This is a genomic window from Streptomyces sp. A 4/2, assembly GCF_940670765.1.
Taxonomy (GTDB): Bacteria; Actinomycetota; Actinomycetes; order Streptomycetales; family Streptomycetaceae; genus Streptomyces.
Genome location: NZ_CALNVW010000030.1, coordinates 74,188 through 94,722, shown reverse-complemented (window position 1 = coordinate 94,722; position 20,535 = coordinate 74,188). Strand labels below are relative to the sequence as shown.

General features: G+C 70.5%; 14 protein-coding genes. 7 read left to right on the top strand and 7 right to left on the bottom strand.

Annotation, left to right across the window (positions count from 1 at the left end; translation table 11 throughout):
* Positions 1-84: 84 nt before the first annotated feature.
* Positions 85-840 carry a MerR family transcriptional regulator gene (locus tag NBY69_RS21890; protein WP_250302887.1) on the top strand — a complete coding sequence of 252 codons (756 nt, stop codon included), beginning with the start codon at positions 85-87 and terminating at the stop codon, positions 838-840.
* Positions 841-874: 34 nt separating this feature from the next.
* Here the strand turns inward: NBY69_RS21890 and NBY69_RS21885 are convergent, their stop codons facing one another.
* The 3 genes from NBY69_RS21885 to NBY69_RS21875 all read right to left on the bottom strand — a co-directional run bounded on the left by NBY69_RS21885 (position 875) and on the right by NBY69_RS21875 (position 5,675).
* A complete protein-coding gene (locus tag NBY69_RS21885) occupies positions 875-3,046 on the bottom strand; it encodes a 3-hydroxyacyl-CoA dehydrogenase NAD-binding domain-containing protein (protein ID WP_250302885.1) in 2,172 nt (723 codons plus the stop codon).
* Between the two features lie 43 nt (positions 3,047-3,089).
* Positions 3,090-4,304, bottom strand: a complete 1,215-nt coding sequence (locus NBY69_RS21880; RefSeq protein WP_250302883.1) for an acetyl-CoA C-acetyltransferase — start codon at positions 4,302-4,304, stop codon at positions 3,090-3,092.
* A gap of 195 nt (positions 4,305-4,499) precedes the next feature.
* Positions 4,500-5,675, bottom strand: coding sequence for a CaiB/BaiF CoA-transferase family protein (locus tag NBY69_RS21875; protein WP_250302881.1), 1,176 nt, complete (start codon positions 5,673-5,675; stop codon positions 4,500-4,502).
* Between the two features lie 265 nt (positions 5,676-5,940).
* On the opposite strand from NBY69_RS21875, the gene NBY69_RS21870 reads away from it, so the two are divergent.
* Positions 5,941-7,179: an ROK family protein gene (locus NBY69_RS21870; RefSeq protein WP_250302880.1), complete on the top strand. Its 1,239-nt coding sequence runs from the start codon at positions 5,941-5,943 to the stop codon at positions 7,177-7,179.
* 170 nt (positions 7,180-7,349) lie between these two features.
* On the opposite strand, the gene NBY69_RS21865 is transcribed toward NBY69_RS21870, so the two are convergent.
* Entirely contained in the window at positions 7,350-10,079 is a 2,730-nt protein-coding gene (locus tag NBY69_RS21865) for a beta-N-acetylglucosaminidase domain-containing protein (protein ID WP_250302878.1), read from the bottom strand.
* 273 nt (positions 10,080-10,352) lie between these two features.
* Here NBY69_RS21865 and NBY69_RS21860 point away from each other — a divergent pair, with 273 nt between their 5' ends.
* The 4 genes from NBY69_RS21860 to NBY69_RS21845 all read left to right on the top strand — a co-directional run bounded on the left by NBY69_RS21860 (position 10,353) and on the right by NBY69_RS21845 (position 15,461).
* Positions 10,353-11,837 carry a hypothetical protein gene (locus NBY69_RS21860; RefSeq protein ID WP_250302876.1) on the top strand — a complete coding sequence of 495 codons (1,485 nt, stop codon included), beginning with the start codon at positions 10,353-10,355 and terminating at the stop codon, positions 11,835-11,837.
* 132 nt (positions 11,838-11,969) lie between these two features.
* Complete coding sequence (locus NBY69_RS21855; RefSeq protein ID WP_250302874.1) at positions 11,970-12,386, top strand: SsgA family sporulation/cell division regulator; 417 nt, start codon at positions 11,970-11,972, stop codon at positions 12,384-12,386.
* A gap of 273 nt (positions 12,387-12,659) precedes the next feature.
* On the top strand, positions 12,660-14,291 hold the full coding sequence (locus tag NBY69_RS21850) for an ABC-F family ATP-binding cassette domain-containing protein (protein WP_250302872.1): 1,632 nt from the start codon (positions 12,660-12,662) through the stop codon (positions 14,289-14,291).
* 189 nt (positions 14,292-14,480) lie between these two features.
* A complete protein-coding gene (locus NBY69_RS21845; RefSeq protein ID WP_250302871.1) occupies positions 14,481-15,461 on the top strand; it encodes an acyl-ACP desaturase in 981 nt (326 codons plus the stop codon).
* 108 nt (positions 15,462-15,569) lie between these two features.
* On the opposite strand, the gene NBY69_RS21840 is transcribed toward NBY69_RS21845, so the two are convergent.
* The 3 genes from NBY69_RS21840 to NBY69_RS21830 form a co-directional block, all read right to left on the bottom strand.
* Complete coding sequence (locus NBY69_RS21840; RefSeq protein WP_250302869.1) at positions 15,570-15,815, bottom strand: WhiB family transcriptional regulator; 246 nt, start codon at positions 15,813-15,815, stop codon at positions 15,570-15,572.
* Between the two features lie 67 nt (positions 15,816-15,882).
* A complete protein-coding gene (locus NBY69_RS21835) occupies positions 15,883-16,665 on the bottom strand; it encodes a VOC family protein (protein ID WP_250302868.1) in 783 nt (260 codons plus the stop codon).
* Between the two features lie 179 nt (positions 16,666-16,844).
* Positions 16,845-17,810, bottom strand: a complete 966-nt coding sequence (locus tag NBY69_RS21830; RefSeq protein WP_250302866.1) for a multicopper oxidase domain-containing protein — start codon at positions 17,808-17,810, stop codon at positions 16,845-16,847.
* Between the two features lie 196 nt (positions 17,811-18,006).
* Here NBY69_RS21830 and NBY69_RS21825 point away from each other — a divergent pair, with 196 nt between their 5' ends.
* Positions 18,007-20,511: a ThuA domain-containing protein gene (locus tag NBY69_RS21825; RefSeq protein ID WP_250302864.1), complete on the top strand. Its 2,505-nt coding sequence runs from the start codon at positions 18,007-18,009 to the stop codon at positions 20,509-20,511.
* The last annotated feature ends 24 nt before the right edge of the window (positions 20,512-20,535 follow it).

Genomic DNA, 20,535 nt, shown 5'->3' with positions numbered 1-20,535 from the left:
AGGGCACTTTCACAGGAGTGGTGAGACAGCAATACTGTTGCACCGGACCGACCGCGTACCGGTCCGGGGAAGAGAGGCACCGCCATGTCGACGGAGACCGGGGAGACGGCCCTCACGGTCGACGAACTGGCCGCGCGTGCCGGGGTCACGGTGCGTACGGTCCGCTTCTACAGCACCCGCGGTCTGCTGCATCCACCGGTGATCGGTCCCCGCCGCGTCGGTCTGTACGGCCCCGCCCATCTCTCCCGCCTCGCGCTGATCGAGGAGCTTCAGCACCACGGGCTGACGCTGGCCGCGATCGAGCGCTACCTCCAGCAGCTGCCGGAGGACCTGAGCGCGCACGACCTCGCCATCCACCGTGCCGTGGTGGCCTCGTGGGCGCCGGAGGGCGCGGACGACGCCACCCGGGCCGAGCTGGAGCGGCGGGCCGGGCGGGCGTTGTCGGGAGGGGACATCGACCGGCTGGCCGCGATGAACGTGCTGGAGAGGGTGACCGGCGACCCGGATGCCTTCCGGGTCGACCCCGGGTTGCTCGCGCTCGGTGTCCAGCTGCTCGACGTGCCGATCGAGCACGAGACGATCCTGGCCGCCCGTACGGTGGTGCTGGAACACACCCGGGCCGCGGCGAAGGAACTGACCCGGCTCTTCCAGGACGAGGTGTGGGGGCCCTACCGGGAGCGCGAGCGCGATCCGGCGGCCGTGGAGGCGATGAAGTCGCTCTCCGCCTCCATGCAGCCGATGGTCGTGCAGGCGCTGGTGACCGCGTTCCAGCGGTCACTGAAGGAGGAGCTGCGGGCCCGTTACGTGGACGGACCCGCAGCGACCGGCGCCCCCCGCTGACCGGTCCGACCGGCGGCACGGCGGGCCGAGCGGGTCAGCTGTCGCTGAACTGCTCGCCCTTCTCGGCCTTCTCGACCAGCAGGGCGGGCGGGGCGAACCGCTCCCCGTACCGCTCGGCGAGCGCACGCGCCCGTGCCACGAAGCCGGGCAGACCGCCCGGGTATCCGTTGATGTACTGGATGACGCCCCCCGTCCAGCCCGGGAACCCGATGCCGAAGATCGAGCCGATGTTGGCGTCGGCGACCGAGGTCAGTACGCCTTCCTCGAAGCAGCGGACGGTGTCCAGCGCCTCCGAGAAGAGCATCCGCTCCTTCATGTCGGTGAACGGGATGTCCACCCCGGCCTCGGTGAAGTGCTCGCGCAGACCGGGCCAGAGACCGTCCCGCTTCCCGTCGGTGTACTCGTAGAAGCCCGCTCCCCCGCTGCGGCCCGTGCGGCCGAACTCGTCGACCATCCGGTCGATGACCTCGTCCGACGGGTGCCCGGCCCAGGTGCCGCCCGCCTCCTCGACGGCCCGCTTCGCCTCGTTGCGGATCTTGCGCGGCAGGGTGAGTGTCAGCTCGTCCATCAGGGAGAGCACCTTGGCCGGGTAGCCGGCCTGCGCCGCCGCCTGCTCCACCGACGCGGGGTCGACGCCCTCGCCGACCATCGCCACGCCCTCGTTGATGAACTGTCCGATGACCCGCGACGTGAAGAAGCCGCGTGAGTCGTTGACGACGATCGGGGTCTTCCTGATCTGGCGTACCAGGTCGAAGGCGCGTGCCAGGGCCTCGTCGCCGGTCCGCTCGCCCTTGATGATCTCGACGAGCGGCATCTTGTCGACGGGCGAGAAGAAGTGCAGACCGATGAAGTCGGCGGGCCGTGTCACGCCCTCGGCGAGCAGCGTGATGGGCAGGGTCGAGGTGTTGGAACAGAGCAGCGCGCCGGGCTCGATGATGCCTTCGATCTCCTGGAACACCTTGCTCTTCAGCGCCGGGTCCTCGAAGACCGCTTCGATCACCGCGTCGCAGCCCGCCAGGTCGGCGGGGTCACCGGTCGGGGTGATGAGAGCGAGCAGCGCGTCGCGCTTCGACTCGGTGGTGCGGCCCCGGGAGAGCGCCTTCGCGAGGAGCTTCTCCGCGTACGCCTTGCCCTGCTGCGCCGCCTCGGACGACACGTCCTTGAGGACGACCTCGATGCCTGCGCGGGCGCACGCGTACGCGATGCCCGCCCCCATCATTCCGGCGCCGAGGACGGCGACCTTGCGGACCGGGCGTGGCTCGATGTCCCGGGGGCGGTTGGCGCCGGAGTTGACGGCCTGGAGGTCGAAGAAGAACGCCTGGGTCATGTTCTTCGAGATCTGGCCGGTGACCAGCTCCACGAAGTACCGCGCCTCGATGGTCTGCGCGGTCTCGAAGTCGACCTGGGAGCCCTCGACGGCCGCCGCGAGGATGTTGCGCGGGGCGGGGTAGGGGGCGCCGTTGATCTGCTTCTTCAGATTGGCGGGAAAGGCGGGGAGGTTGGCCGCGAAGCGCGGGTCGGACGGAGTACCGCCGGGGATCTTGTAGCCCTTGACGTCCCACGGCTGCTGCGACTCGGGGTTCGCGTCGATGAACGCGTGGGCCTTGGCGAGCATCTCGTCGGGGGTGGCGGCGATCTCGTGGACCAGGCCGTTGTCCAGGGCGCTACGGGGGGTGTACCGGGTGCCCTGGAGCAGCACCTTGAGCAGCGCGTCGGCGATGCCCAGCAGCCGTACGGTACGGGTGACGCCGCCACCGGCGGGCAGCAGGCCCAGGGTGACCTCGGGCAGGCCGATCCTGGAGCCGGGGGCGTCGAGGGCGACCCGGTGGTGGCAGGCCAGCGCGATCTCGTAACCACCGCCCAGGGCGGCGCCGTTGACGGCCGCGACGACCGGTTTGCCGAGGGTTTCGATCCGGCGCAGGGCGTGCTTGATGTCCATGCCCGTGTCGAAGGCCTGCTGGGCCTGTGCGGGCCCGATCCTGATCAGGTCCTTGAGGTCGCCGCCCGCGAAGAAGGTCTTCTTGGCGGAGGTGACGATGATGCCGCGGATGCTGTCGCGCTCGGCCTCGGCACGGTCGGCGACGGCCGCGATCGACTCCTTGAACGCCTGGTTCATGGTGTTCGCGGACTGGTGGGGGTCGTCGAGTACCAGGGTGACCACGCCGGTCCCGTCCTGTTCCCAGCGGATGGTGGTGTTCTCGCTCATGGTGTGGCTGCTCCGTTTGCGGGCCGTGAGGGAAGGGACGCGGTCAGAGACGCTCGATGACGGTGGCGACGCCCATGCCGCCGCCGACGCAGAGCGTGACCAGGCCGTACCGCTGGTCGCGGCGCTCCAGTTCGTCGATGAGAGTGCCGAGGATCATCGCGCCGGTGGCGCCGAGCGGGTGGCCCAGCGCGATGGCCCCGCCATTGACGTTGATCTTGTCGAGCGGGAGCTCCATGTCCCTGGCGAAGCGCAGGACGACGCCCGCGAACGCTTCGTTGATCTCCACGAGGTCGATGTCGGCGATGGTCAGACCCGCCTTGGCGAGGGCCTTGCGGGTGGCGGGCGCGGGCCCGGTCAGCATGATGGTCGGCTCGGACCCCGACACGGCGGCCGAGACGATACGGGCCCGTGGGGTCAGCCCGTAGCGCTCGCCGATCTGGCCGGAGCCGATGGCGACCAGTGAGGCCCCGTCCACGATGCCGGAGGAATTGCCCGCGTGGTGGACGTGGTCGATCTTCTCGACCCAGTGGTACTTCTGCAGTGCGACCGCGTCGAAGCCGCCCATCTCGCCGATCGTGGCGAAGGAGGGCTTGAGCGCGGCGAGCGACTCCGCGGTCGTGCCGGGGCGCAGATGTTCGTCGTGGTCCAGGACTACCAGGCCGTTGCGGTCCGTGACGGGAACGACGGAGCGCGCGAAGCGGCCGTCCTTCCATGCCTCGGCCGCCCGCTCCTGGGACAGCGCGGCGTAGGAGTCGACGTCGTGCCGGGTGAATCCCCCGATGGTCGCGATGAGGTCGGCGCCGACGCCCTGGGGGGCGAAGCCGGTGTCCCAGTTGGTCATCGGGTCCATGGCCCAGGCCCCGCCGTCGGAGGCCATCGGGACCCGGGACATCGACTCGACCCCACCGGCCAGGACCAGGTCCTCCCAGCCGGAACGGACCTTGGCGGCGGCGAGGTTGACGGCTTCGAGGCCCGAGGCGCAGAAGCGGTTCTCCTGCACCCCGGCGACGGTGTCGGGCAGTCCGGCGGCGACGGCCGCGATACGGGCGATGTCGGAGCCCTGGTCGCCCACCGGGCTGACCACGCCGAGCACGATGTCGTCGATGGCGGCCGGGTCGAGGCCGGGGAACCTGCGGCGCATTTCGTGGATCAGGCCGACGACCAGGTCGATCGGCTTGGTGCCGTGCAGGGCGCCATTGGCCTTGCCGCGCCCGCGCGGGGTGCGGATCGCGTCGTAGACGAATGCTTCGGTACTCAAGACAGCAGCCTTTCGAGGAGGGTCAGGCAAGGAAGGGGCGGCCGGTGTTCTCCATCATGATCTCGGTCGTGCCGCCGCAGATCGTCCGTATACGGCCGCCGGTGCACGCCTTCGATATCTGACACTCAGTCACGTACGCATATTCATGAAGCAGTTGGTCAGGAACGTCGGCCATCCGCTTCTGGAGTTGTCGCTTCAACGGTCTCCCGCCCCCGCTGTCCGCCGCGCGTCCCGTTCCGGCGGGCCGGTCTCCGCCGCGATACCGGGCACGCCCCAGTCGCGGGCCACCTCCACGGTGTCGGCGCCCGGCCTCGCGGGCCCCCTGCGTACGGAACCGGGCGTCACGGAGAAGCGCGGGGCGGGCGCGGGCTGGGTCATGCCGCTGTGTTCGACGAACGTTCCGCGCGCGGCGACGTGCGGGTGCGCGGGGGCCTCGCGCAGCGAGAGGACCGGCGCCACGCAGGCGTCCGAGTCCTCGAAGACCGCTGTCCACTCCGCGCGCGTCCGGGTCAGGAAACGGGCGGCGATGGTGTCGCGCAGCGCGTCCCACCGGGCGACGTCCTTGCGTGCGGGCGCTTCGGCGGCGATCCCGAGCAGCCGGACGAACTCGTCGTAGAACTGCGGCTCCAGGGCTCCCACAGCCATGTACTCGCCGTCCGATGTGGCGTAGCTGCCGTAGAACGGGCAGCCGCCGTCGAGCAGATTGGCGCCGCGCCGGTCCTGCCAGCCGCCGGCCGCGAGCATGCCGTGGATCATCGTGGTCAGATGCGCGGTGCCGTCCACGATCGCGGCGTCGACGACCTGGCCCGCTCCCCCGTCCGTACGGGCGTGCTGGAGCGCGGCGAGGACGCCGACGACCAGGTAGAGCGAGCCTCCCGCGTAGTCGCCGACCAGGTTCGCCGGAACGGCGGGCGGCTCGCCGGGGTTGCCGATCATGCCGAGCGTGCCGGTGACGGCGATGTACGCGATGTCGTGCCCGGCGCGCCGGGCGAGCGGTCCGTCCTGTCCCCAGCCGGTCATCCGCCCGTACACCAGCTTCGGGTTGCGGGCGTGGCACTGCTCGGGGCCGACGCCGAGCCGCTCGGCGACGCCCGGCCGGTAGCCCTCGATGAGGATGTCGGCGCGCTCCACGAGGTCGAGGACCCGGGCGGGGCCGTCCTCGGCCTTGAGGTCGACGAGCACCGAGCGTTTGTTGCGGTTGGTGAGGTCGTACTCCGGGTTGACCGCGAGCCCCGCACCGCCGGGCCGGTCGACGCGTACGACATCGGCTCCGAGGTCCGCGAGGAGCATCGCGGCGAACGGGCCCGGCCCGATGCCCGCCAGCTCGACCACGCGCACCCCGGCCAGCGGGCCGTTCCCTGTCGCTGCCATCAAGCCCCCAGCACTGTGACACAACTGATGTGACATCGATGATGTTAAGAACGTGTTCCACTCCGCACAAGGCTTCGGACCGAGCGGTCACCCGGACCCCGTCACCGGCCGCTCCCGGTCGGCGCTCGCCTGCGGGGTCCGTACGGATCAGCGGTTCCCACGCTAACCTCGGCCACCGGCAACGGCGCGGTACCCACGACGGCGCCCGCCGGGGCCGGCGGGCGGAACCCCGGCGAACGGGGCCGGGAAGTAGGCTCGCGGCGATATGGAGAAGAACCTGACCCCGCTCGGGCCCAAGGCCGACAAGGACACCGTGCGGCGGCACAATCTCAGCCTCGTACTGCGGGCCGTCCGGGACCAGGGCGAGGCGACCCGGGCCGGAGTCGCCGGACGGGTGGGCCTGACGCGGGCGGCCGTGTCCTCGCTGGTGGAACAGCTGCTGGAGAGCGGGTTCCTCGCCGAGTCGGGAAAGACGTTCAGCGGGCAGGCGGGACGCCCCGGCACGGTGCTCAAGCCCGCCAGGACCGGGGCCGCGGGGGTGGGCGTCGAGGTCAACATCGACTACGTGTCGGTGTGTGTGGTGGATCTGGCGGGCGCCGACCGGGTGCGTGTGACCGAGCACCTCGACAACCGGGGCGCGCCGCCCGCCGATGTGCTGGTCCGCGCCGCCCGGGTCGCCGCCCGCGCGCTGGAGTCGGCCGCGGAGCAGGAACTGGGACCGGTCGGCGTACAGCTGGCGCTGCCCGGCCTGGTTTCCGGGGGAACCGTCCGCCAGGCGCCCAACCTCGGCTGGAACGGGGTCGCCGCCGAGGAACTGTTCGCGCAGGCGCTCGCCGCGGTGCGCCCCGCCCACCGGGCCCTGCCGGTGAGTTCGGAGAACGAGGCCAATCTGGCCGCGCTGGCCGAGCTGTGGTTCGGCGGTCTCGGCGAGGTCCGCAGCTTCCTCTATCTGACGGGCGAGATCGGCGTCGGCGGCGCCCTGGTGCTCGACGGTGAACTGTTGCGCGGCGCCCATGGGTTCGCCGGTGAGATCGGCCATGTGGTGGCGGACGTGGCGGGTCCCGCGTGCCGTTGCGGCGCACGAGGCTGTCTGGAGCAGTACGCGGGCCAGTCCGCGCTGCTGCGGGCCGCCGGTATCGACGAGAGCACCGGGGTGTCCGGGGTCGCGGAGCTGGAGCGGCGGGCCCGCTCCGGTGACGAGCGCGCGGTGGCGGCCGTCGGGGCGGCCGGACTGATGCTCGGGCGGGTGCTGTCCGGCGCGGTCAATCTCTTCGACCCGGACGCGGTGGTGCTCGGCGGTATCTACCGGGGCCTGATGCCGTGGCTGTCGCCGGGCGCCGACCGGGAGCTGACCGGCCGGGTGGTGTCGGGGCTCTGGTCGCACGGGAGTGGCCGGCTGCGCGCCTCGTCGGTCGCGGGTGACGCGGCCCGGGGAGCTGCCGCGCAGATCGTCCAGGAGGTACTCGCCGATCCGGTGGCGTACGCGGAACTCGGGACGGCGTGACACCCCGTACGGCGTGACACCCAATACCGCGTGACACCCCGCACGGCGTGACGGCGCGGCCGGGAACCGTTCGGGACCGCGAGGACAACTCCCCCACGGTCCCGGACAGTTGAGAGGGGCCGAGCGGTTCGTGGCCGCCCGGCCCCCATCAGTACGCGGTGTTCCCGCGGTTATCGCACGACCACTTCGCTGATCTGCGGAGCCGCCGAGCCGTCGGCCCACAGCAGACGGACCGCGTCGGCCGCGTCGGCACTCACCTTGATCTGGGTGAACGCGCCGGCCGTCGTTCCGACCGTCCGCCACGTTCCGCCCGACCGTACCTGCACGGACGCCTTGACGCCCGTCACCCCGTCAGGGGCCAGGACGGTCACGGTGTGCACCGGCTGCGCCTGCGGCAGGGTCACGTCCAGCGACTCTCCGGCCTTCGGGGCGCGCGATGCCCGGTAGACACTCTCCGCGTTCCCGTCCGCCGCGCCGGCCAGGGTGCTGCCGTCCGCCGCGGGCGGGTTGCCCGTCACGGCCGGTGCTTCGGCGCCGCCCACGTGGAACTCCCGTACGACCACCCAGTTGGTCTGGTCGGCCGTCGAACGGGCGCGGACGTAACGGGCCGTGGTGCCGGCCGGGGCCTTCGCCGTGGCGGTCGGCTCGTCCTTGAACGAACCGAGCTCGTGCCACGTCTTGTTGTCCGACGAGTACTCCAGAACACCCTGGTGGATGTAGTCGCTGTCGCTGCCGGACTTCGCCATCGCGACGCTGACGTCACTGATGCTCCGCTCGGAGCCGAGGTCGACGCCGACCCAGTCCCCGTTGTTCGCGGCCTCGCTGCTCCAGAAGTACGTGGAGTCGTCACCGTCGGTCATCCGGTCCGCGGCGTTCCCGGAGTAGACACCGAGATTTGTCTGGCCCACCGCCTTCGACGGCAGTCCGAGCAGCTTCCCCTGCTCGGTGAGCGCCCGGGTCACGAAGGTGTCGAGCACCCCGTCGCCCACCACGACCGGGATCTTCCCGCCGTTCATGTCGACGTACACCGGCGCCTTGGCCTTGGCGACCAGCCCGGCCAGCTTCTGCCGGGCGGTCCACGCGGCTGCGCCGTGGCCTGCCTTCGCGTCCTCGATCATGGTCAGCGCCGTCTGCGTCGCGGTGCCCCAGGCCCCGGCCGAATCCAGCCACGGCGCGGCGTCGGTGAGGAAACCCTTGTCGGACAGCTTCGCCCGCAGTACGGCGGGGGCGTCCTGCAGCTCCCGCAGTGCCGCCGACAGCGTGCGGGCCGACACCTTGCCGTCCCAGTAGCCGGAGATCGCGGCGGACAGCTCGGGCGCCTGCTGCTTGTTCAGCGAGGAGCTGTAGTTGACGTCGGTGAACGCCCGCAGCGCGCGCTCCACGTCGGCCTTCCCGCCCGCCATCTCGTCGACCGCTTCCCCGTACGACCGGTCCGGGTCGTACGCGGTGTCGTTCCACGTGTAGTCGGCGACCGTGGACAGCGCGAGCTTCGAGGCGTACGGCTGGATCATCGGGTTGGCGGTGATGCCCGCGAGCTGGTCGGCGAGCCCCTTCTCGCGCCCGCTGAACGGCCCGAGCAGCAGCCGGTTGGTGACGTAGTCGTTGACCGGGTAGTTGTCCCAGGTCAGGATCGAGTGGCCGAACACCTTCTTGGCGGACTGCGCCTGAGCGACCGTCATGGTCGGGGCGACGACGCCGACTCCGGTCCACTCGACCAGTACGTCCTTGTCCAGCTGCTCGGCGATGGCCGTCTTGTACGGCGACGGGGTGACGTCGTAGTACTCCGTCGGCACCATTTCGAGCGGCTGCGCGCCCTCGTGGGTCTTGATGAACTGCTCGTTGACCCGGTTGAGGAGGTAGGCCTGAGCGGCACCCGCCGCCCCGCCGCCGGTGCCGAACTTGGTCTTGTCGGCGTCACAGTTCCAGTTGGTGTAGCTGATGTCGTCCAGCGGGATGGCGAACTGCCGCACGCCGATGTCCCAGATGGTCTGGAGCTTGTCCATCAGCGCCTTGAGGTCCGCGTCGGAGCTGTAGCAGGCGCTCAGACCCGGGGAGAGGGCGTAGGTGAACTGCACGTGATCGGCGCGGGCCCGGTCCACCAGGGCCTTGATCTGGGCCAGTTGGTCCGCCGGGTAGGGGTCGCGCCACTTGTCCCGGAGGTAGGCGTCGTCCTTCGGCGAGTAGACGTAGATGTTCATCTTGTGCGCGCCGTAGAAGTCCAGCTGGTCCAGGCGCGCGGCCTGCGACCACGGGGTTCCGTAGAAACCCTCGATGGTGCCGCGGATGGGTGTGGACGGCCAGTCCCGTACGTTCAGGCCGTGTACGGACCCGCCGGGGTGGCTGCTCTGCGGGAGCACCTGCCTGAGCGACTGCGCGGCGTAGTACGTGCCGGTCGCGTCGACGCCGGAGAGCACGATCCGGCCCGCGCCGTCGCCGTGGGCCCGGCCGGCCGCGAGCACATAGCCCTCGGCGGCGAGCCCCTGCGTGCCCTTGACGCCGAGGGCGTCGAGGGCCTTGGTGGCGGACGCGTTCTCGCCGGGGCCACCGACGTAGACCGCCAGCCTGCCGGGATCACTGCTCTTCGTGCCGACGGCCAGCCGGGTGGCTCCGGCCGCCTTCAGGGACTTCTCCACCAGGGCGAGCGCGGCGGCGTCGGTCGTGCTGCCGGTGACGACGTCGACGGTCGGGGTGATCCGGACGCTGTCGGAGCGGACGGTCTCCGCCTGCGGGGTGGGGGTGATGACGGGGGCGACCGGTTTCGGGGCCGCGCTCGCGGTCCCGGCCGCGACCGCCGCGGTGAGCGGGGCTGCTGCGAGTGCCAGCGCGAGCCCGGAAGCCAGTGGTCTGAGAAGAGGCCTGGGCGGCCTGTGGTGTGGTCCGTCGGGCTGCTTGCGGAACATCAACGATCCTCCACGGTTCGGCACCGCCCCCGGAACGGGGCTCTGGAGGACTAGACCACTTGACCCTTTCCGTGTCAACGATGCGTGCAGGAAGGCTTTTCCGAGCAGATATGCGCACGCATACTTCCGTTCAGTGGCGCAGTGCATTCTCCGGAGCACAGCACGGATGTGATCGAAGCCGAACCGTAGTGAGAGGCCAGGACACAGATGAGCAGGCACTTGGACGGGCACACGGGCGAGCGACCGCGCGCATACGGAGGCGGCGGCGGGAAAGTGGACCAATCGCGGCGCGCGGCACGGCGTACGGCACGGCTCAGCACCGCCGCGGCCACCGCGGCGCTGACGGCCGCTGCGGCCCTGGGCGTCATGTCTCCGGCCCAGGCAGCCACGGCGTCCCGGCCGGCGTCCCACTCGCGGTCCGGCGCGTCGGCGAGTCGCGTCTCCCCCGCGCCACCGGCCGTCCAGGTACGGCGGGGCGGCCCCGCCAGAAGCGTCGCGTTCTCCACGGCCCGCACCGGGGAGGCGGTCCTGACCCTGGACTCCTCGGCGCCCGGGGTCTCCTGGCAGACCAGGGGCAGCGAGTCCGCCGTGGTGTCCGTGTCCACCGACGGCCGGTACACCACCGATGTCGTGATCCCCTCGGGCGAGCCCCTCACCCGTTCCTTCACGCTCGGACATCTGCGCGCCGGGCACCACACCCTGCGTCTCGCCTTCGCGGCCGACCGCTCCCCGGCCGGTGCCACGCGCGCGCTGCTGGGTTCCCTCGCGGTCTCCGTCACCCCCGAGGACACCGACGCCGGTACGGTCCTGCGCAACGCGCCCGTCCTGTACGGCCGGAACATTCCCGCGCTCGGCACGGAGTTCCAGAGCGCCACCACCGACACCCCCCTGGTCATGTGGCACGAGTTCCTTCCCTCGGCCGTGCCCGGCCACCGCGTGCTCCAGTACTCGGTGATCTGGAGCAACGAGGACGGCGGCACCGACTCCCCCGCCCTGATGGCCCGTTGGGGCCGTACCACCGACATCGAGTGGGTCTACCGCACCGAGATCGACGCGCACGGCCGCCGGGTGCCCGGCACCGGCGTCTACCAGGCCCCCGACCATCAAACGCTGCGGTTCGCAGGCGAGTTCGACGGGGGCCGCCCGCTGCTGGAGACCTGTACCTCCAACAACAACATGTGCGACAGCGTCGACGACCCCATGCGGTTCTCGCTCTCCCCGGCGCAGGACCTGCCCGCCGGGCAGCCGCGCGAGCACCTGATGGACACCAACGCCTGGACCTACCCGGTGATGGCCCAGGAGATGGTCCGCGAGGGCAGGACGGAATCGCCCACCGACCCGTCCACCCCCGAGGTCGGCGACCAGCGCGACTACCTCTACATCGCGGTCGCCCACACCGCGGCCCCGGCGGGCGCCACCGGCGACGTCGGCCTCACCGTCGGTGTCCGGCTGCGCGGCGGCGACACGGTGTACCGCTCCGACCACGCCGTACCGACGTCCTCGGTGAACCGCGACGGTACGGCCGCCACCACGGTCGAACTCCCGCCCGGCACCACGGCCGCCGACATCGCGGAGATCACCGCGATCCGCACCCCGGTCGGCGCGAGCGAGGCCACCCTCGACGTCACGGCAGTCACCCGTGCCTTCTTCCTCGGCCGCGACTACCTGCCGACGGCGTCGTTCGCCGACTGGAGCGGGAAGGTCACCCTGTCACCCGCCGAGCCGAGCGCGGTGCTGTGGAGGCCGGCCGGAGGGTGACGCACGCCCTCCCCCGGGGTGACGGACGCGGGTGACGGACGTCACGGCGGCGGCCGGTGCACGGATCGCCGCCGCCGAACGTCTGACTCTTCGAGAGCATCGTCAGCCGAACCCCGAGGAGGGAGCGAGACCTTGCCGTACGTCGTCGAACAAGCCGTCCAGGCTCGCCTGGTCACATCCGCGCCCCGGATGGAGACCGTCCCCACCACTCTGCGCTACGACCGCGAGGACCCCTTCGCCGTCAGCGTGGGCTTCCCTCCGCAGGCCACCCTGGCCGGCATCGAGGTCTGCTGGGCCTTCGCCCGTGAGCTGCTGGCCGCCGGGGTGTCCGGACCGGCCGGTCTCGGAGACGTACGGATCAGGCCGTACGGCTACGACCGGACGGTGCTGGAGTTCCATGCCCGCGAGGGCATCGCGATGGTGCACGTCCACACCGCCGAGCTGCGCCGCTTCCTGGAGAAGACCGAGGCGCTGGTCCCCGCGGGGCGCGAGCACAGCTATCTCGACGTCGACCAGGACGTCGCGGAGCTGCTGCGCGACGCCTGCTGACAGCGGCCTCGTCCCCGGCGGGCGGCACGTGCCGTTTAATCGCTGGCGACGGCCCGGCGCAGGCCGTACCGTGGGCGACGGCCCTGTTGTCGTCGATCGGAGTAGGACGTTGCTCTACTGAGGTCTTGAGACACCGTGACGTGCAGTGATCACACCTGCGCGCACCGCGTGTGACCTCGGTATCCGAGCTGTCCTGCCGGACCAGGGCCTTCTTCATGCCCCGGCGGTGTCTCCACCCGTTGCCCTCCGTTACTTCCAGCAACCGGGAGACCCATGTCTACCCTCCCCACCACCCATATCTCCTGCACCTCCCTCTCCTTCTCCTGGCCGGACGGAACCCCCGTCCTGGACGGATTCCAGCTGGCCGTCGGCCCCGGACGTACCGGCCTCATCGGCCTCAACGGGTCAGGGAAGTCAACCCTGTTGAAACTGATCGCCGGTGAACTCGCCCCGACCGGAGGGGCCGTACGCACCTCCGGCGAGGTCGGATACCTCCCGCAGAATCTGACGCTCGACACCGCCCTGCGCGTGGACCAGGCCCTGGGCATCGCCGGGACACGGGCCGCGCTGCACGCCATCGAGGCGGGCGACGTGGCCGAGGAGCACTTCACGGCGGTCGGCGACGACTGGGACGTGGAGGAGCGCGCGTACGCCGTACTCGGCCAGCTCGGGCTCGGCTCCATCGGCCTGGACCGGACCGTCGGCGAGGTCTCGGGCGGGGAGTCCGTCCTGCTCAGGCTGGCGGCGCTGCTGCTGAACAGGCCGGACGTCCTGCTGCTCGACGAGCCGACCAACAACCTCGATCTGCACGCCCGCCGACGGCTGTACGGGGCGGTCGACGCCTGGTCGGGCCTCATGGTCGTCGTCAGTCACGACCGTGAACTCCTCGAACGCGTCGACCAGATCGCCGATCTGCGCGACGGGGAGGTCCACTGGTACGGCGGAGCCCTGTCCGCGTACGAGGAGGCCCTCGCCGTGGAACAGGAGGCCGCCGAGCGCATGGTCCGGGTCGCCGAGGCCGACGTGCAGAAGCAGAAGCGCGAACTGGCCGAGGCCCAGGTGAAGTTGGCCCGGCGCAAGCGGTACGGGCAGAAGATGTGGGACAGCAAGCGTGAGCCCAAGATCGTGATGGGCGCGCGCAAACGCGCCGCGCAGGAATCCGCGGGCAAGCACCGCATCATGCACGCCGAGAAGCTCGACGAGGCGAAGGAGCGCCTCAACGACGCCGCGGACGCGGTGCGGGACGACGACGAGATCCGGATCGAGCTGCCGCACACGGTCGTGCATCCCGGCCGGGGCGTGCTGACTCTGCGTGATCTCCGGCTGCCTTACGGGAGCGGGATCGACGGCGAGTTCACCGTGCACGGCCCGGAGCGGATCGCCCTGACCGGGCGCAACGGATCGGGGAAGACGACGCTGCTGCGGACCCTGGCCGGGCAGCTGGAGCCGGTCTCCGGCGAGGCGGTGACACATGTCCCGATGCGGTTCCTGCCGCAGCGCCTCGACGTGCTCGACGACGGGCTGAGCGTCGTGGAGAACGTGGCACGCAACGCGCCGGAGGCGACCAACAATCTGATCCGGGCGCGGCTCGCCCGCTTCCTGTTCAAGGGGGCCCGCGCCGATCAGCCGGCCGGAACACTGTCGGGCGGCGAGCGCTTCCGCGCGGCACTGGCCGCGCTGCTGCTCGCGGAGCCCGCGCCGCAGCTGCTGATGCTGGACGAGCCGACGAACAATCTGGACATGGCGAGCGTGCGCCAGCTGACGGCCGCCCTGGACGCGTACGAGGGGGCACTGATCGTGGCCAGTCACGACCTGCCGTTCCTGGAGTCGATCGGGATCACCCGGTGGCTCACGCTCGGCGGGAGCGGGGAGGACGGGGAGGGCGCCGTGGGGCCTTTCCGGTGAACATCACAGGAGCCGGAACGTGCGAACGCTGAGTGACCTGGCTCTCCGTGTGCCCGCATGACCTGCGCACATAGCGGTCTGTACGGGCGCATATCGGAAGCGGGGGTTGGCGGGGCCTTACTGCCGCCTTAACCTACGGATACGTAACCTACGAATCCGTAGGTACCACTCCCGTCCCCAGGAGCACCCGTGACGATCACCTCTCCCCACCTCGGCAGTTCGGACGCGTGGACCGACGCCCGACTGCTGTATGCGCTGGAAGAGGTGGTGGAGAAGGAACTCAACCGCCATCTCAAGGTCGCCAAGGACTGGATGCCGCACGAGTACGTTCCGTTCAGCGACGGCCGTAACTTCCCGGGCCTGTTCGAGGACGGAAAGGCCTGGGAGCCGGAGCAGTCCAAGGTCACGGACATCGGCAAGGTCGCACTGGTCGTCAATCTGCTGACCGAGGACAATCTCCCCAGCTACCACCACGAGATCGCTTCGCTCTTCGGGCGCGACGGCGCCTGGGGCACCTGGGTGCACCGCTGGACCGCGGAGGAGGGGCGGCACGGCATCGTGATGCGCGACTACCTGCTGACCTCGCGCGCCGTGGACCCGGACAAGCTGGAGCAGTTCCGGATGGCGCACATGGCGGAGGGCTTCGAGTCGGACAACCGTCACTCGATGCTGCACTCGGTCGCGTACGTCGCCTTCCAGGAGCTGGCCACCCGGGTCTCGCACCGCAACACCGGCCACCAGTCGGGCGACCCGGTGTGCGACCGGATGCTGGCGCGGATCGCGACCGACGAGAACCTGCACATGGTCTTCTACCGCAACCTGCTGGGCGCGGCCTTCGAGATCGCTCCCGATCTCACCATGCAGGCGGTGCGCGACGTCGTCGTCAATTTCCGGATGCCCGGTCACGGGATGCCCGGCTTCGAGCGGGCCGCCGCGCAGATGGCGATCGGCGAGATCTACAACATGCGGATCCACCACGACGACGTGCTCCAGCCCGTGCTGCGCTACCTGAAGGTCCTGGACATCGACGGGCTCGGCCCGGAGGGGCTCAAGGCGCAGGAAGAGCTGGGGATGTACATGGGGGGCCTGGACTCCGAGGCCGCCAAGTTCGACGAGAAGCTCGCGGCCCGCAAGGCGCGGATGGCGGCGCGCGCCGCCGCCGCGTCGTAGCCGCGCCGGTCTCGTCACCGCTCCCGTTTCGCAGCCGCCGCCCGGTGGCCGGTGCCGTTGTCGGCGCCGGCCACCGGGCGGCGGCGTCGGGTGTCCGCGGGCGCCGGGTCAGCTCGCCTCGCGTCTGAGGCGGAGCCGCTCCTTCTCGGAGAGGCCGCCCCAGACGCCGAACCGCTCGTCGTTGTCGAGTGCGTATTCCAGGCAGGCCACGCGCTCCTCGCAGATGCCGCAGAGCCGCTTGGCGTCGCGGGTCGAGCTTCCGGGGTCGGGGAAGAAGAACTCCGGCCCCGTCTGGGCGCACAGCGCCCGCTCCTGCCAAGCGAGCTCAGGGGCGTTGCTGATGGTGATCGACATGGGTGACACAGTGCCCGGCAGCGATCAATATCCGTTCAACAAACGATGAACGAGGATCGCGCCGTGCTCACGCGTCCGCGTCGGCGTCCTTGATCAGCGCGAACTGCGCGCCGTACGGGTCGGTGGCCTTGGCCAGTCGGCCCACACCCGGCAGGTCGACCGGCTCCATCACCACCGAGCCGCCGAGCTGCTTCGCCCTGGCCACGGTCGCGTCGACATCGTCGACCTCGAAGTACGGCAGCCAGTAACAGCCGTCGGACGAGTCGGCCCCGGTCTGGACGAAGCCCGCGAAGTTCGCCTCGGGGCCGGTGCCCGCGGGGCTCGCCATCGTGTACGTACCTCCCGGGTACGGCGCCGAGTTGGTGTCCCAGCCGAACACCGCGCGGTAGAACGCCGCCGACGCGGGCACGTCGGTGGTGTACAACTCGGCCCAGCAGAACGTGCCGGGGGCGTTCACCTCGTCCAGCCCCTTGTGCTCCTCGGGCTGCCAGGTCGAGAAGCGCGCACCTGTCACGTCCGTGAACCCGGACATCCGCCCCAGCGCGGCCACGTCGTGCGGCCCGAACATCGACGCACCGCCCGCGGCCTCCACGGCCTTGACGGTCGCCTCGGAGTCCACGGCGTGGAAGTAGACGGACCAGGAGGGCTTCGCCTGCTCGGCGGGCATCTCCATGGCGGCCCCGACCGCCTTCCCGTCCTGCATGTACATCCCGTAGCCGCCGAACTGGGGCCCTGCCGACCGGAACGTCCAGCCGAACAGCCCGCCGTAGAAGGCGTTGGCCCCCGCGAGGTCGGGGGTGGCGAGGTCGATCCAGTTGGGTGAGCCCGCGACGAACGGGATGCTGAGCATGAGGTTGCTCCTCTGTTGGGGTGCCCGCTGACCTGCTTCCCGAGTCTGGCGGGGCCCGGACGGGGCGGCCCGGCGCGGGCCGCCCGGTGCGTCCGGCCGGGTAGCGCGACGACCCCATTGGCGTACGTGCGGACACTCCGCCCCGACCCGCCGCGCCCTCTCACGGCCCGGTGCACGGGTCAGGCAGGGTGGTGCGGTTCGTAGCCGGGGATCGTTCCGTCCGGTTTGGCCACCAGGAAGAGACCGGCCATCCCCATGTCGGAGTGGCTCTGGACATGGCAGTGGTACATCCAGGCACCCGCGCCGACATGCTCCCCCGCCAGGATCTGGAACCCGAAGGAGTCCGCGGGCCCGACGATCTTCGTATCCACCACCCGGCTCGGATCGTCGGGCCCGGCCAGCATCCCGGTCCGGTTGTCCGCCCAGCGATGACCGTGCATGTGGAACGTGTGGTAGTACTCGCCGTGCGTGATCATGACGATCTCCACCCGGTCACCGACGGTCGCCTTCAGGTCCGGACCGGAGTGCGGCGGCTGGTTGTTGATCGTCATGTCGTTGAAGACGATCGTGAACGTCCGGTCGGGCAGCAGGTCCCCCTTCCTGCGGACCACCACCCCGCCGTAGAGCCCGTTGCGGATGCCGCCGGTGCCGTGATCCGTCCCGACGACATGGTCGTGGTAGTGCCAGTACCCGGCGCTGCCCGCCTGGTAGGTGCCGTCCTTGCGCCTGCCGGGGGCGTGGGTGCGCCAGGTGTACGTACGGGTGCCGCCGGGCTCGACATGGCTCTTGTTGAGCCGGGTGCCGTCGCTCGCCACGTCGTAGTCCACCCCGTGCACATGGAGGCTCGCGTCCACGTCCATGGTGTTCTCGAACTCGATGTGGAGGGTGTCGCCCTCGGTCAGTTCGATCAGCGGCCCCGGGACCGAAGCCTTCCCCTTCTCCAGGCCGTACCCCATCTTCCCGTCCGCCAGCTTCTCGGCGTACAGCTTGACCGTGCGGACCGCTCCGCCGGCCGGGGCCGTCCTCGGAGCGGTCTCCGCCGCGCTCGCGGGTCCGGTGGCCGTGGCGAGGGACAACGATGTCGCGCCCGTCGCGGCGACCGCGCCACCCGCCAGGAGACGCCGGTTGAAGGTACGTCGGTCCATGCCGAACTCCCCACTGCTGTACGGAGATTGACGGGGCACAGGCCGCCCCGGGACGTCCGTACGGTAGCCGGGGGATCCCCGTTTATCCACACCCAGGACAAAGTTCGTGCGATTGCGGTCATAGCTCTTGGCGTGCCGCGCAAAGAGGTCTAGCTTCATCCGCGTTTGCAGTGACCACAGAGGGGTGGGTGAACACATGCAGCACACACCACAGCGACGCGGCTCCGGATCGCGGCGTGGTCTGGTGGCGGCTCTCGCGGCCGGCGCTCTGGGCGCGTCGTTACTCGGCGGACCCTCGGCGGCGGCCCGGCCGATTCCACCGGCCGACGGAACGCAGGCACGGACCGGCCCGAGGACAACGTTGTCCCTGCCGTCGCCACCCGGCGGCAGCAACGTCAAGGTGCTGGTCTTCCACGGCTCGGCGACCGCGGAGTCGCCGACGGTGGACGCCGGGATCGCGGCCATCGAGAAGATCGGGCAGAGCGGCCCGGCGAACCAGCGGTTCAAGACCGTGGCCTCCGACGACGCCTCCGTCTTCGCCTCCGCCAAGAAGCTCGGCACCTACAACGCGGTGGTCTTCCTGACCGGCGGCGGCGACATCCTCGACCCGGAGCAGGAGGCGGGTCTGGAGTCGTACATGGAGGCGGGAGGCGGGTTCCTCGGCATCCACGACGCGGCGCGCACCGAGCCGTACTCGGACTGGTTCACCGGACTGATCGGCGCCCGGCCCGCCGACGGCAGCCCGGCCGCCGTCCAGCGCGCCACGGTCGAGGTCGGCGACCGGGTGCATCCGGCCACCAAGGACCTTCCGCTGGAGTGGAAGCGGCCCGACACCTGGCTGAACTGGAAGACCAATCCGTCCGGCGCCGTCCACACCGTGGCCCGGGTGCGGGAGATCTCGTACAAGCCGGGCGCGAGCGCCAACGGCTGGGACCACCCGGTCTCCTGGTGCCGCGACTACGACGGCGGGCGTTCCTTCTACACCGGGATGGGCGGCACCGCGGACTCCTACAGCGAAGCCGACTTCCGCGACCATCTGCGTGGCGCGCTGCTGTGGACGACCCGGCTGGTGCGGGCCGACTGCAAGGCCACCATCGACGCCAACTACAAGGCGGAACGCGTCACCCGGCCCAACAAGCCGGGCCAGTCCGACCAGATCGGCGAGCCGCACGGGCTGGTCACCGCCCCCGACGGGCGGGTGCTCTACATCGGTCGCGGCGGCGCGGACTCCGATCAGCCCGTGGTCACCGACTGGAACGACCCCGATGTCGGCAAGGGCCAGGGCCAGATCCATGTGTACGACCCGAAGACCAAGAAGGTGACACTCGCCGGCGCGCTGACGGTCTTCGGCAACAAGGGTGGCGGCGACGAGCTGGTCAAGGTCGAGGAGGGACTGCTCGGGATCGAGCTGGACCCGGGGTTCGAGCGGAACGGCTGGGTGTATCTGCACTACACACCCCACTCGCAGCTCGACCGCGACAAGCAGGTCGCCGAACGCCGCGTCTCCCGCTTCACCCTGGACCTGGCGACCGACAAGCTCGACCTGGCGTCGGAGAAGGTACTGCTGAAGTGGCCGGTCCAGGTGCACAGCTGCTGCCACGCGGGCGGTGGGATGGCCTGGGACAGCAAGGGCAATCTCTACATCGCCACCGGTGACAACAACTCCTCCGGATTCAGCGACGGTTACTCCGGCAACAACCCGGAGCCCCACTACAAGGGCCTCTCCTTCGCCGACGCCCGCCGCACCGCGGGCAACACCAACAACCTCAACGGCAAGATCCTGCGCATCCACCCCGAGGCCGACGGGACGTACACCCTGCCCGCCGGCAATCTCTTCACCGGCAAGGAGCAGGACGAGGGCGGTGGCAGGACCCGGGGCGAGATCTACGTCATGGGGGTGCGCAACCCGGCCAGGATCGCCGTCGACCGGAAGACCGACGTCCTGTACGCGGGCTGGGTCGGCCCCGACGCCGGTGAGCCGTCGACGACCTGGGGCCCCGCCAAGTACGACACGTTCGCCGCGATCACCGAGGCGGGCAACCGCGGCTGGCCGTACTGCATGGGCAACAAGCAGCCCTACCGCGACCGCAATCTGCCGGACCCGGACAAGCCGCTGGGCTGGTACGACTGCGATCACCCGAAGAACGAGTCGCCCAACAACGACGGCCTGGTGAACCTGCCGCCCGTCACCGGCAACAACATCTGGTACTCCCCGCAGGGCGGCGGCATCGACTACCCGCGTGACGCCGACGGCATCCCCAGCTACCGGACGGAGGAGGGCAAGCAGCTGATGCCGTGGCTCAAGGGCGGTGGCCAGGCGACCATGAACGGACCGGTCTACCGGTACGACGCCACCAGCACCAGCGAGGACAAGTGGCCCGCGTACTGGGACGGCAAGTGGTTCGTCGGTGACTTCTACGACGGCGACCAGCCGCGGCACGCGGTGCTCACCGACCCCAGGACCGTCGGCCAGGGCGGCATTCCCACCCATGCCGAGTCCCTGAAGAAGATCATTCCGGTGGGCGAGGGCGGTATCCGCAACCTCATGGACTGGAAGTTCGCACCGGACGGTTCGCTGTACGTCCTCGACTACGGGCGCGGCTTCTTCACCTCGGACGCCGAATCGGCGCTGTGGCGCGTCACTTACAAGGGCGGCGGGCCGACACCGGCCGCCACGGATCTGGCCAGGAAGGCGGAGTGACGGTGAGGCGACGAATTCCTCGGC